This is a genomic window from Cognataquiflexum aquatile (genome assembly GCF_003316845.1).
GTDB classification, from domain to species: domain Bacteria; phylum Bacteroidota; class Bacteroidia; order Cytophagales; family Cyclobacteriaceae; genus Cognataquiflexum; species Cognataquiflexum aquatile.
The window spans coordinates 288,470-301,986 of record NZ_QMIK01000006.1; the positions used below are offsets into that span (position 1 = coordinate 288,470).

12 protein-coding genes are annotated in these 13,517 nt (G+C 41.7%); 6 read left to right on the forward strand and 6 right to left on the reverse strand.

The features are described 5' to 3' along the window. Window positions 1–50: 50 nt before the first annotated feature. Genes menD through DQW11_RS18290 form a run of 3 tightly spaced genes read right to left on the reverse strand, consistent with a single transcriptional unit; the run spans window position 51 to window position 3,357 of the window. Window positions 51–1,727 (reverse strand): 2-succinyl-5-enolpyruvyl-6-hydroxy-3-cyclohexene-1-carboxylic-acid synthase, encoded by a 1,677-nt coding sequence (menD, locus tag DQW11_RS18280; protein ID WP_113925545.1) that lies wholly within the window; start codon window positions 1,725–1,727, stop codon window positions 51–53. Window positions 1,728–1,736: 9 nt separating this feature from the next. Beyond that, a complete protein-coding gene (locus tag DQW11_RS18285) occupies window positions 1,737–2,933 on the reverse strand; it encodes a chorismate-binding protein (RefSeq protein WP_113925546.1) in 1,197 nt (398 codons plus the stop codon). Window position 2,934: 1 nt separating this feature from the next. Then, window positions 2,935–3,357 (reverse strand): hotdog fold thioesterase, encoded by a 423-nt coding sequence (locus DQW11_RS18290; protein WP_113925547.1) that lies wholly within the window; start codon window positions 3,355–3,357, stop codon window positions 2,935–2,937. 53 nt (window positions 3,358–3,410) lie between these two features. On the opposite strand from DQW11_RS18290, the gene DQW11_RS18295 reads away from it, so the two are divergent. After that, on the forward strand, window positions 3,411–4,040 hold the full coding sequence (locus tag DQW11_RS18295) for a histidine phosphatase family protein (RefSeq protein ID WP_113925548.1): 630 nt from the start codon (window positions 3,411–3,413) through the stop codon (window positions 4,038–4,040). Here the strand turns inward: DQW11_RS18295 and DQW11_RS18300 are convergent. The 3 genes from DQW11_RS18300 to DQW11_RS18310 all read right to left on the reverse strand — a co-directional run bounded on the left by DQW11_RS18300 (window position 4,018) and on the right by DQW11_RS18310 (window position 6,417). Then, on the reverse strand, window positions 4,018–4,440 hold the full coding sequence (locus DQW11_RS18300; protein WP_113925549.1) for a hypothetical protein: 423 nt from the start codon (window positions 4,438–4,440) through the stop codon (window positions 4,018–4,020). The two genes, DQW11_RS18295 and DQW11_RS18300, sit on opposite strands and share 23 nt — an antisense overlap. A 108-nt stretch (window positions 4,441–4,548) precedes the next feature. After that, on the reverse strand, window positions 4,549–5,313 hold the full coding sequence (locus DQW11_RS18305; protein ID WP_113925550.1) for a zinc ribbon domain-containing protein: 765 nt from the start codon (window positions 5,311–5,313) through the stop codon (window positions 4,549–4,551). 3 nt (window positions 5,314–5,316) lie between these two features. Continuing rightward, complete coding sequence (locus tag DQW11_RS18310; protein WP_113925551.1) at window positions 5,317–6,417, reverse strand: Nif3-like dinuclear metal center hexameric protein; 1,101 nt, start codon at window positions 6,415–6,417, stop codon at window positions 5,317–5,319. A 42-nt stretch (window positions 6,418–6,459) separates the two neighbouring features. Here DQW11_RS18310 and lpxK point away from each other — a divergent pair, with 42 nt between their 5' ends. From lpxK to DQW11_RS18335, 5 genes are all read left to right on the forward strand, one after another. Beyond that, window positions 6,460–7,515, forward strand: coding sequence for a tetraacyldisaccharide 4'-kinase (gene lpxK, locus DQW11_RS18315; protein WP_113925552.1), 1,056 nt, complete (start codon window positions 6,460–6,462; stop codon window positions 7,513–7,515). Continuing rightward, window positions 7,505–9,463: a putative porin gene (locus DQW11_RS18320; RefSeq protein WP_232826795.1), complete on the forward strand. Its 1,959-nt coding sequence runs from the start codon at window positions 7,505–7,507 to the stop codon at window positions 9,461–9,463. Before lpxK ends, DQW11_RS18320 begins: the two co-directional genes overlap by 11 nt. Window positions 9,464–9,465: 2 nt before the next feature. Next, a complete protein-coding gene (gene miaE, locus DQW11_RS18325; RefSeq protein WP_198669922.1) occupies window positions 9,466–10,077 on the forward strand; it encodes a tRNA-(ms[2]io[6]A)-hydroxylase in 612 nt (203 codons plus the stop codon). A 134-nt stretch (window positions 10,078–10,211) separates the two neighbouring features. Then, window positions 10,212–11,456, forward strand: a complete 1,245-nt coding sequence (locus tag DQW11_RS18330; protein WP_113925553.1) for an ABC transporter permease — start codon at window positions 10,212–10,214, stop codon at window positions 11,454–11,456. Window positions 11,457–11,459: 3 nt separating this feature from the next. Further along, complete coding sequence (locus tag DQW11_RS18335; protein ID WP_113925554.1) at window positions 11,460–13,151, forward strand: GMC oxidoreductase; 1,692 nt, start codon at window positions 11,460–11,462, stop codon at window positions 13,149–13,151. Window positions 13,152–13,517 lie beyond the last annotated feature (366 nt).

Genomic DNA, 13,517 nt, shown 5'->3' on the forward strand with positions numbered 1-13,517 from the left:
GGCATATACCATACATGAAAAAACCGGGAGATTACCTCCCGGTTTTTTTTTTAAAACCTTTCCTGGATTTTTGATTTTATCCATTTTAAGATTTCTGCATTTTTGGGGCTTTCGGATTGTATTTCAAGGATTTTTGGAACAGTCGATTTGGAATAAAAATCCTGCAAACCAATATTTAAGCTTTCGGCATCTAAAGCAAGATGGTAGCCAAACCCAAACTCATTTGCCAGACTTCTTCCATCTAACTTTTGACTTGTTTCAAAATACTCCTCCAATTCCGGCTGTTTTGCAGGCCCTTCAATCAGTCTGAAAATACCCCCCGCATGGTTGTTTAACAAAATTATCCGAAGATGGGAGGTTGGGTAATTGTGCCAAAAGGCATTCCGGTCATAAAAGAATGCCATATCGCCGGTCACTAATGTGACAAATTCCTCCGTAGTCATGGCACAACCGACGGCTGTGCTGCTGCTGCCATCAATACCGCTAGTTCCCCGGTTGCACATGATTTCCTGGGTTCTCTTTCCGAGAAAATTCACATACCGTACGGCCATGCTGTTGGCAAGTTGGATCTTGGACGTTGCAGGAATAGCTTTCAGGCAGATTGAAATCGCTTGATATTCTCCAAATTCCGCACTTTCCATGATGGAAGGAAAGCCTTGCCTCATTTTATTTTCCAAAGTATTCCAAGAGGAGGCAAAGCGGCTATTGGCTGTCAATGTCTCATTCAAAAATTTCAAAAAATCCCGTACTTCGCAATGGATAGTTCTTGTCAAACTTTGGAATGTGTCAGGAACATATCCTGCAGATTGGACGTGCCAATGTGCAGCTTTTGATTTTCTCAAAAAAAGCTTCAGGTTTTTAGAAATGATCGATTTCCCAAAAGTAAGGATGAGGTCAGGCCTAAGTTTCTCATAGAAGTGCTCATTCCCTACAAAATGATCGTGATGGTTGACCGTAGGGTCAGACTGAAGATTGGAAATTGTATCAGTGACCACAACGGCTTTTCCATTTTTGGCCAGATCATCCAATAAATGCTGTATGTCTGAATCGGGCCGCTGCTGTCCAGGAACAATCAGAATTCTTTTGAATCCTGACAAAGCTTCGGCTAAGCGCTCTTTACTTTCTTCCGATAATTTCTGTTCAGTGACAAGGGCTTCAATTATCCTGACAGGTTTCGAATAATCGAAAGATTCCGCTTTCTCGGGATAAAAAGGTTCCCGCATAGGAATGTTGATGTGGACAGGGCCTGCAGGAAATTGGTTGGCAAGGTTGATTGCTTCATTCACAATTCTGTTGGCATGCCATACCTTGTCAGCATGTCCAAATTCATCAGGAAATTGAAAAAATCCCTTCACGTGCTTGCCGTAGATTTTTGTTTGCCGGATGGTCTGACCATCCCACTGATCGATCCATTCCGGAGGTCGGTCTGCTGTAATAACAATAAGCGGAATCTGTTGAAAGTATGCCTCAGCAATGGCGGGGGCGTAATTATAAGCCGCCGAACCGGAAGTACATACCAGCACGACCGGTTGTTCCAACTGTTGTGCAATGCCAAGGGCGATGAAAGCTGCTGATCTTTCATCAGAGATCGTCCTCGTCTTTATATCAGGATGCCTTGCAAATGCCAATGTAATCGGAGCACATCTCGAACCCGGGGAAAGAATGGCGTTTTTGACACCCTTTTGTGAGCAGATGGAAGCTAATTCAATAATAGGCTGAAGGACCAATGTATTTGTTTAGTTAAGGTGTTTGGCAATGATGTCACATTTCATTTCTGTCTCTTCCCATTCATTTTCAGGAATGGAATCTTCTGTGACACCTGCACCTGCATATAAAATTGCCTGACCATCCACAAGTCTCGCTGTCCTAAGGTTGACATAGATGGAGGTTTCGTCCTCCACATTGACAGGTCCAAGGAAACCCGCATAGAAAGACCTGTTGAATGGTTCATTTTTATGAAGAAACTCCAAGGCAGCTGCTCTTGGCATTCCGCAAACAGCCGAAGTGGGATGGAGGAGATTGAGCATCACCGTCCCGAGTTGGGGAAAATTTGTAGATTTCATATTGACTTTAAAATCCGACCGGAGGTGTAGCAGGTTTCCTGCCAAAACTGTCTTTGGGCCTTGTTCGTCGTATTCCCGAAGCCTGATTTTTTTAAAGCAATCGACAATATACCTGCTCACCAAGGCCTGTTCTTCAATTTCTTTTTGGGTCCACGCGGCTGATTTCAAGGGGTTTTCACCTTGTGCCTTTTGTGTTCCGGCCAATGATATTGTCTGAAACTCATCGCCTTTGGTTTGGATCAGAATTTCCGGAGAAGCGCCCATCCAAGTACCGACATCAGGTAAGTGGAAGAAATTGACAAAGGCATTTGGGTAGGATTGGACCAAACGGTTGAATGATTTTACCAAATCAAAATCAGGATTCAACTTGACTTTTTTGATTTTGGCAGGCACAATTTTATGAAGTTCCCCTTTTTGGATGGAATGGATGCCTTTTTCCACCAATTCCATAAAACTTTCTTTTGCTGTATCTAAAAAAACCTCCTCATGTGAATTGATTTCAGTGATTACTTTTTTCATTGTTCTTTTCAATTCCGAAACTGGAGTAGAGAATCCAACTTCTTCCAATGTTTCTTTTTGCTCTTCGATAGGAATACCAATGTCAATCTTGAAGTAAGAATCGGCCTCCATGAAGTAGGCTTTTTGGTCAGACTGGTCTTCAAAGGGATGAATGATAAATCCGGATGGGAGTTCTTCAAGGTTGGGCGATACCCTTTTTGTTATTCCGGTTTTATCTATCAGAATTTGGATGTAAGAGGATTTCGGTTTTCTCCAAATCGCAATTTGGTTGCCGTTTTCCATATTTTTGGACAGGAGACTGAGGAGGTAATGCTCCAGATTTTTAAGATGGGTCTCGAAAATTATATCCATGTTATTTTTTATCAATGACGGCCATGGTAATCCTGCTGATGCAGCTCAGATCCCCTTGTTCGGTATAGATTTTAACTTCCCAGACTTGGGTTTTTTTACCAAGGTGAACAGGTCTTGTTACGCCCGTGACGATTCCTTCCTTTACTGATTTGAGGTGATTTGCATTGATTTCCAATCCAACGCAGTATTGCTTTGTGGTATCGACGGTCAGTGTGGCGGCCAGACTGCCCAATGTTTCAGCCAGTACCACATTGGCTCCACCATGTAACAGTCCTAGGGGCTGTTTGGTTTTAGGACTGACGGGCATGGTTGCTTCAAGGTAATCATCGCCGATTTTGGTGAATCTGATATCCAAAAAATCCGTCATGGTATTTTCTCCCCAACTGTTGAGAATTTCAAGGCTAATGTTTGGTTTAAATATCATGTAATCCGGGATAAAAGTTTTTTCTTTGGACTCAGAAACAAAAATAAGTAATCTTGCTAACTAAAAAAATCTACCTTGTCCGACATGGACAAACTGATTATAATCTCAAAGGTGTAGTTCAGGGAAGTGGAATAGACGCACCTTTGAACTGGAATGGTCACAAGCAAGCTCTGGCTTTTTTTGAATATTACCAGAACGTTCCTTTTGAGAAAGTTTTCTATACGGGTTTGCAAAGGACCAAACAATCTGTACAAGGTTTTATTGATTTGGGATTGCCACACGAGGCAGTTCCCGAACTCAATGAGATTTCATGGGGGCGATATGAAGGAGTTCCCATGACACATGAGGAAAACCATTATTATACAGATATGCTTGAGAAATGGGCTTCAGGTGATTTGGATTTTGCGATTGAAGGTGGTGAAAGTCCCAACTTGGTAGCTAAGAGATTGGAGAAAGGCATCAGGCATATTTTGGCCCAACCTGAGGAAACCATACTTATCTGCATGCACGGCAGGGCAATGCGGGTTTTGTTAAGTTTACTTTTGGGATATGACCTCAGGTATATGGACGTTTTTTTGCACCAAAATCTTGGTCTATACCTATTGCATCAAAATAAAATGGGGCAGTTCAGGATTGAAAAGTACAACTCGGGTGAACACCTTATGGTGCTGGAGCTGCTTTGAGGGCTTTATTTGCCTTTTTCGTTTTAAGCAACCTGTCCTCATAGGAAGCCAATAAAGAAGAATAGGTTGATTTGGATTCGTCCAAATCGATGATCTGAACTGCTATTTCACTTAGCGGTACTACTTTTTTGTCATTTACTCTGATAAACATATCGCCGAGTTGGCGTTTGTCAATCCCGTCATTTGGGATTTTCACCAAAATGGCAGCATCAGAATTCCCGTTATAGGCTTTGGTTGAAAAAAGATTCAACAAGCTGAGTTCAATAAAATCTGTGGTCGTCCGATTCGCTTTCAATTCTGCTTTGTCAAAAATCAACAGAAAGGTCTTTTCTCCAGGGTTTTTTGAAAAACCTGCAAAGGTTAAAAAACAAAGAAAAACTGCCAGAAATCCCTTTTTCATAAATGCAAATTAGGGAAATTATAGCATCCATGCAACTTCAAAAAATACTTTGATTGAATATTTTGTATAAATAAAAAAGCCCGAATAAATCGGGCTTTTTTTATGATTTTACACTCTACTTCTTTTTTTCTTCAAGCCTTCTTCTTCGATCTCATCTTCTACACCGGCAAAAACTCTACCGCAATGTTCGCATACGATGATCTTTTTCTTTTCTCTGATATCAGCTTGTCTTTGGGGAGGTACTACGTTAAAGCAACCTCCACAAGCACCTCTTTTTACCATTACCACTGCCAATCCGTTTTTGGCGTTGGTACGGATTTTTGAGTAGGATTTGATAAGCCTGTCTTCGATTTTCTTGACAGCTTTTTCTCGCTCACTCTTCAGCTTGGATTCATCGTTTTCGCTTTCGGAAACAATAGTACCCAATTCGTCTTTTTTGTTATTGAGGTCCTTTTGTCTCTCTTTCAAAATTTCCTGAAGTTCATTCACCTCATTGCTTTTGAATTCGATTTTGGCCTGTGCTTCTCCTATTTTCTTTTTGGAGACCTGGATTTCCAAATCCTGCAACTCAAGTTCCTTGGTAATGGCGTCATACTCACGGTTGTTTCTGACGTTCATCTGCTGTTCCTGATACTTTTTGATGAGTTTCTCAGATTCTTTGATGTTATCTTTGAATCTTTTGATATCGTCTTCCAAGGCTACAGTATCCGTGTGGAATTTTTGTAATCTCGTCTCGTATCCGGCTATTTCATCTTCAAGGTCTTGGACTTCTTCGGGGAGTGCTCCTCTTACTTTAAAAATCGAATCAAGTCTGGAATCTATTTTCTGAAGGTTTAGTAAGGCTTCAAGCTTCTGTGCAACTGTACTTTCCATTTACTACAGATAAGTTATGGGATTTGTGATGACTTTTGTCAAATAGAGTGCAATATTAGTAAATTTTTGCGACAATATATTCCTGAGTAATTCTTTTGTATAAATTTCACTTTCATAATGACCGATATCGCAAATAACAAGCTGATTTTCAGCGTCAAAGAATTCGTGGTATTTTACATCTGATGTGATAAATATGTCAGCACCGGATTTTTTGGCATCCGGTAGTAAAAAAATACCTGCGCCTCCACAGACTGCTATTTTCTTTACTTTTTTACCAAGGAGATGGGTGTGCTTGATTGTGATAAGGTTCATCTTCAGTTTCAGCATTTCCAAAAATTCCTTTTCATCCATTTCTTCATTTAATTCACCGATCATCCCTGCACCGACCTCCTGATTTTCATTTTCTAATTTTTGCAGGTAAAAAGCCACTTCCTCATAGGGATGTGCTTCGCGGAGTGCATGAAGGACCTTTCTCTCCAAGTAACTTGGCAAGAGAACCTCAATCCTCGTCTCTGGTTCGCGGTGAGCCGCTTCGGGAGTTCCTTTGTGTGGATTCGCACTTGATGAGGGAGTAAATGTACCAATGCCTTCTACCAAAAAGCTGCAGCCTGAATACTCTCCAATTTTCCCGGCACCGGCATCGAAAAGTGCTTTCAGGACTTTTTCAGTAGCCTCATGTGGGGCAAAGGTCACCAACTTTAAAAGAATTTCTTTTTTGGGTTGTAATATCTTGGTGTTTTTTAAGCCTATGACATCACAGATTTTCTTGTTTACTCCGTGGGAAACATGGTCAAGATTGGTGTGGATGGCATAAATTGCAATATCGTTTTTGATTGCTTTGATGACCGTCTTTTCGACATAATTCCGTCCGGTCAAACTTTTTAATCCCTTGAAAACAATCGGATGGTGTGCCACTATCAGGTTGCAGCCCAATGAAATCGCCTCGTCCACCACAGCCTCTGTAGCGTCAAGAGTACACAAAACACCTTTTAGTGTATCATGGGGATTGCCTGTAATCAATTGGGCATTGTCATATGATTCCTGGTAAGCAGGGGGAGCGATTTTCTCCAGGTAGGAAACGATATCCTTGATCTTGTAAACCATATTTTTTGTTTTACTTTGTCCAAAATTAAGGAAAAATAGCCAATGCGCTGGTACGACCCTTTTCTTTACCCTTTCTCCCTGATGTATGATGGTGTCACCAGATACCGTAACGGCATGTTTGACCGCGGCAAAAAGAAAAGCACCGAATTTTTGATCCCGACAGTAGTAGTGGGAAATCTGAATCTCGGGGGCTCAGGCAAAACACCGATGGTGGAATTCTTGGTAGAATCGTTGAAAAACCATTACCGATTGGCAACATTAAGCCGTGGATATGGCCGAAAAACCAAAGGGTTTTTATTGGCGGAGCCAAATTTGGGACCGGCTGACTTAGGGGATGAACCGTTTCAGATTTTTTCCAAATACGGGAATGAAGTCACCGTGGCGGTTGGGGAGGAAAGAGTCATGGCGATTCCACAGATTATCTACCACAGACCCGAAACAGAATTGATAATCCTGGATGATGCATTCCAGCACCGATATGTGAAAGCTGATTTGCAAATCCTGTTGACAACCTATCAAAACCCCTTTTTCAAAGACAGGGTATTGCCTTTGGGTACCCTCCGGGAAAGTGCTGATGGAGCCGGAAGGGCTGATCTGATCATTGTAACCAAATGCCCCGCTTCGATTACTGAAGAGGAAAAATCGGTTTTTCATAAGGAAATCAGGAATTATGCAGATGTTCCGATTTTATTTGTCGGAATAAAATATGGAAACCCTCAACCTCTTTTTCAGCCAAATTCAAAGCCGCTCAAGAAAGTTATTCTTGTTTCGGGTATTGCCAATGACGGTTTGTTTAAGGAGGCTGCAGGCAAAAGATTTGAAGTATTGGAAACCATAACCTTTGCAGACCATCATCGGTATACACCTGCAGATGTCCGTAAAATCCTTGAACTAGTCAAAAAACACGAAGGTGCAATGGTCTTGACTACTGAAAAGGATGCAGTAAAACTTAAAGATGGTGCTTTTCATGATTATTTGGCAGAAATTCCGATTTTTGCCCTGCCTATCAAAGTTGATATGGACGAAAACGATGGCCAATACCTGATTGGGCGCATCACCAACATTGTCAAGGACAAAGCCTATATCCGTGAGATTTAAATCTATCCTGTTTCTTTTTTTGTTTTCCTGTTTTTGGAATTTTGGTGTTCAGGCGCAGGTCAGGCCGAGAGTTCCCCAAACAGGTAATCCTACAGGAATCCCTCCACAGCAAAATCCAGAAAGAAACTTGGAGGAAAACGGTGAATCCCAAGGGAGAAAAAAGCTGATTGACGACAGTACAAAAATGGTTTTCGGTCCCAATACAAGCCTTTATTTTTTGGAAAAGGATGTAAAAAAGAACCGGATGAGAAAAATTGAGGGTGACACTTCACTGAATAATTTCCATTATTTTGAACCTGTGGCCAAGTCAGGATGGATGTATCAGGATCTTGGAAATGTAGGAAGTGCCGCCAAACCGATATTTTATCAATTGCCTTCCATGATTGGAACCACTTCTGGTTTCGAAGCTTATGATCCTTACTATTTTGGGCCGGACAGTATGCGGTATTATGACACCAAGTCACCGTACACGCAGATGAATGCTTTTTTTGGAGGGGGAAACAGGAATATGCTGGACCTGGTTTTTGCGAGGAATATCAACCCTAGGTGGAATATGGGGTTCAATTTTAAGACCATCAGGGCTAGAAAAACCCTCAATCCCAATGCGAGGGATGATAATTTGACTGAACAAAATGCCTATGCGCTTCATACGAATTACAAATCTGAAGATGGGAAATATTTCCTTTTGGGAAGTTTTTCCCGTATGCGGCATGTAGTAAATGAACAGGGAGGTATTATTTCCCCTGATATAGATTCGACTTCTCTGCTATTTGCTTATGAAGATGCGAAGGTGTGGATGAGGGAATCCCAAGCCATAGACCTACGGCAGGATTATCACTTATATCATGAATATGAGCTTGTCAAAGGCTGGCAAGTGTATCATATATTTGATAGAAGAAAGCAAGATGTGTCATTCTTTTCACCACTTACAACTTCAGATTCTGCATTTTTTAATCTTTTCAGTCCGGACAGGTTTTTAGATCAGGATACTACTTATAATAGAAACCAATTTACAGATTGGCGGAATGAATTGGGCTTCAAAGGAGATTTAGGGCCGCTCTATTATAATGCATTTGTTAAATTCAGAAGTGGCAGACTCATTTCTCCTAATTTTGATAAACCGGGATCATTCAGTGAATTTTTTATTGGGGGAGCGCTGCGTGGGGAAATCAGTGAAAAATGGCGGTTTGAGGCAGAAGGAGAATATTCTTTGCCAGATGCCTTCAGGATCAAAGGCACTTTTGTGTCACCCTATTTGGAGGCTACTTATACCAAAGCCCTATACAAGCCCACCGCCATGCAGCAGTTTTACGTGGGAAATCACCATAAATGGGAAAACAACTTTGATAATATAGGCGTCGACCAGATTCAGGCAGTTTTGAAAGCGGATTTCAAAAGCATGTCCATCAGGCCTAATGTGACTTTAAACAGGATCAATAATTATGTCTTTTTTAACAAAGACCAAAAAGCAACCCAAGCAGATGGGGAGGCATTTATGGTGATTCCCGGTTTGAAATTTTCAGTGAACCTCAACAGAAAAATGTTCTTTGAAGCCGATGCATATTATACTTTGATTACAGGAGATGGCAAGGATAATTTCAGGATTCCTGAAGTGTTGGTGAATTCGCGGATTTATTATGAAAGTCCGATGTTTGACGAAAATATTTTTGTTCAGATCGGCTTGGAAGGAAGGTACAGAAGCGATAACCTCGCAGACTTCTATAATCCGGCATTCCAACAATTCTTTATCCAAAATACATTTAATGTCTTTGCTTATCCGGTCGTGGATTTTTTCTTCAATGCCAGAATCAACAGAACCAGGATTTTGCTCAGAATGAATCATATCAATATGAATATGATGAGCCAGCCGGGATATTTTGTGACGCCTTATTTTACAGGGTTAAGGAGAGCTTTGGACATCGGTATCAGTTGGCCCTTATTTGATTGACCATGAGTTGGGAAGAAAGTACAAAACAGAAAATGCTGCATTTACAGCTTCCTACCGATCCGAGGTGGGTCGATATTGCCCACATGAATATCGGGGATATTTTGGTTGACCATGCTTATTGTGAACAAAAGGCGGCGTCTTCGTGTATTTCTTTGATAGTTAATTTCCATGAATTCACAGAGTTGGTGGATACCCTGACGCCGGTGGTAGCCGAAGAATGGGGACATTTCGAGAGGGTGATGGAACAACTCCGAAAAAGAGAAATTCCTTTTGGTAAACCTCGGAAAGACGAGTACGTAATCAAGCTAAGTCAGTTTGTGAGAAAAGGTGGAAGCAAAGTGATGCAGCTGACAGAATATCTGCTGATGAATGCGCTGATTGAAGCAAGAAGCTGTGAGAGGTTCAAGCTTTTATCCAAAGAAATCCAAGACGGAGAGCTACAAAAATTCTATTACGAATTGATGGTATCGGAGGCGGGACATTTTGTCAATTTCCTTGATCTGGCCAGAAAATACCAAGACCCCGAAAAAGTCAATGCAAGGTGGAAAGAATGGTTGGAATATGAGGCTGAGGTGATCAAAAACCTCGAAATCAGAGCTGATCGGATGCATTAGTCGGGACGGATTTGCCGGAAAGGATTTTTAACAGAAATTTTTTTCAGTTTGTGTCCGATAATTTCATCATTATGCTTATTATTAAAACTGCAATTCAAAATTTATTATTGAAATTGTTCTAATTCGTACAAATCATGAATCTGGTCGAAAATATCAAAGAAGCCCTCAGGTCAGTCAAAGTCAATTTGCTGAGAACCGTATTGACGGGAACCATCATCGCCATAGGCATCATGTCACTTGTCGGGATGCTGACAGCAATAGACGGCATCAAAGCCCAGATTGAGGATAGTTTTTCCGGCTTGGGTGCCAACAATTTTGATGTCAGGTCAAAAGGTTTTTCAGGTGGGAGGGGAGTTCAGCAAGGCGTTTCTGAGAAAAATTATCCCATTGTCAAATATAAAGAAGCATTAAGATTTCAGGAAGAATTTAGTTCTACCGGTCCTTCCACGGTTTTTACCTCTGTCACAGGTGCCGCTGAAGTAAAAAGAGGATCAAAAAAGACCAATCCAAATGTAAGGGTGACAGGTGGGGATGACATGTATTTCAATATCAAGGGTTTGAAAATTGAAAAAGGCCGGAACTTCAGCAACACGGAAGTTCGGTATGGCAACAATGTATGCGTCATCGGATTGGATATTGTCGAAACGCTTTTTGAAAAAAATGAGGATCCAATAAATGATTTCATTACCGTTTTTGGCAGAAGATATACAGTTGTAGGGATTTTGGAGAAGCAGGGAAGTGTCGGTGGAGGTTCCGGCGCGGATAGGGCTATTTTTATACCTGTCGAAAATGCAAGCAGGCTCGACGCAAATGGGACTTTTCGTTATTCTATCACGGCAAGTGGATCAGATCCATTGAAACTGGAATACGAAATGGGGCAAGCCACCGGAATGATGAGAAAAATCCGTCAGGATAAAATTGGTCAGGAGGATTCTTTCGAATTGGTTAAAAGTCAATCAGTGGGAGAGAGTTTGGAAGAAGTAGCCGGATACCTGAGAATCGGTGGCTTTGGAATAGGCTTTATTACCCTTTTGGGGGCATCGATTGGACTGATGAATATTATGCTGGTGTCTGTGACAGAAAGAACCCGTGAGATCGGAATCAGAAAAGCACTTGGTGCCACTCCTCTCAGGATAAGACAGCAGTTCCTCATTGAAGCCATTGTAATCTGTATTTTGGGAGGAATACTGGGAGTAATTATTGGAATTGGCATTGGTAATATCGTCGCTAATGCCATTGGACCAGGAGGATTTTTGATACCATGGCTTTGGATAATTGTCTCTTTTGGGATATGTATTTTTGTCGGTTTGGCTTCAGGATATTTCCCTGCCCGAAAGGCAAGCAAATTGGATCCGATCGAATCCTTACGCTACGAATAAATTATGTCAACAATAAATACATTCGATGCGATAGTGATTGGTTCGGGCATCAGCGGTGGCTGGGCGGCAAAGGAATTTTGTGAAAAAGGATTGAAAACCTTGGTTTTGGAAAGGGGGAGAAATGTGGAGCACAAAAAAGATTATCCCACTATGACTTCGGCGCCGTGGGAAATGCCTCACCGCAATCAGATTCCTTTGGCAGATAAATTGGAAAATCCCGTTGTCAATAAATGTTACGCTTATAAAGAAGATACCGCGCATTTTTTTGTAAAAGATACAGAGCATCCTTACATCCAAGAAAAGCCATTTGACTGGGTCAGGGGTTATCAGGTTGGGGGCAAATCCCTGATTTGGGCGCGTCAGACACAGCGGTGGAGCAAATATGATTTTGAAGGTCCGGGAAGGGATGGTTTTGCAGTAGATTGGCCTATCAGGTACGATGATATTGATCCATGGTATAGCTATGTGGAGCGCTTTGTCGGCATCAGCGGCAACAAAGACGGAGTGGAGACTTTACCTGATGGGGAATTTTTACCCCCTTGGGAAATGAACTGTGTGGAAAAGGAAATCAGGGACAGAATCGTGGCTGAATTCAAGGATCGGCATGTGATGATCGGGCGGTGTGCGCATTTGACCCAACCTCAGGAGCATCACCTTGAGCAAGGCCGCGGTCAGTGTATGGCCCGCAACCAATGTTACCGTGGCTGTCCATTCGGTGCCTATTTCAGTTCCAACTCAGCAACTTTACCGGCAGCAGCAGCCACCGGAAACCTTACTTTAAGGCCTGATTCTGTGGTCCATTCCATCATTTATGATGATCAGAAAGGAAAAGTCACCGGCGTCAGGATTGTGGACAGGCATACCAAAGAAGTGAGTGAATATTTTGCCAAAGTCATTTTTTTGAATGCAGCAGCTCTCAATTCCAACCTGATCCTTCTCAACAGCAAATCGGCAAGATTTCCGAATGGGTTGGGTAATGACAATGGTTTACTTGGCAAATACGTCGCTTTTCATAATTATAGGGGCAACATATCCGCTTCTTACGAAGGCCATGAGGATTCTTTTTATTTTGGAAGAAGACCTACAGCTGTCATGATGCCTAATTTTAGGAATGTGAAGTCACAGGAAATGGACTTTCTTCGTGGTTACATGACTTTTTATACTGCCGGAAGAGGTGGCTGGGGCGGGGCAGGAGATGCCCCATTTGGTGAAGAATTCAAAGAGAAGAATTCAGTTCCAGGTCCATGGGGTGTTTTTATGATGATGCAGGGAGAAACTATACCCAAAGAAACCAATTTTGTCAGCCTAAGTGATACTGAAAAGGACGAATGGGGAATTCCTCTTCTGAAAATAAAGGTTGATTACGACGAGAATGATGAGAAGATCTTGCGTGACTTTTTTGAACAGGGAACAGCAATGCTAGAAAAAGCAGGTTGCAAAAACATCCGTACTTCAGATTCCATGCAGGCACCCGGTCTTGACATCCATGAAATGGGAGGGGTAAGGATGGGCAAGGATCCGGAAACTTCCCTGCTTAACGGTTGGAATCAGATGCACCTCTGCAAAAACGTATTTGTTACCGACGGTGCCTGTATGACATCCACCGGAACCCAAAATCCCTCCATAACCTACATGGCTTTGACGGCCCGTGCAGTAGATTATGCTGTCAAAAGCCTAAAGGATGGTTTGCTTTAATCACTTGAAGCACGATAGGGATTTTGTATTTCAGTCTTTATTTTGACCCCTCTATGGGTTCAGAATGGCGTAACCGCTAGGTGTAGGTTCATCTACACCGTTGACTAGGCGTAATTTGCAATTGCGCCTTTTTATGAAATGAATTTGTAATTCAATAAACTACAATTACCTTTCGGTTAGAGGTTTTTGATTTGTATTCAATTACAAATTGAATATGATAAAAGGGTGTAATTGCAAATTCATATCTTTAAACTGAACCAAAAAACAGAATAAAGGTGTAGCCTGATTTGCAAATTAAGTACAGCAATGCTGATACTGCGGTGTAGGGATCACACCTTTATTTTTTCCTCTTCGAATCTGAATAGT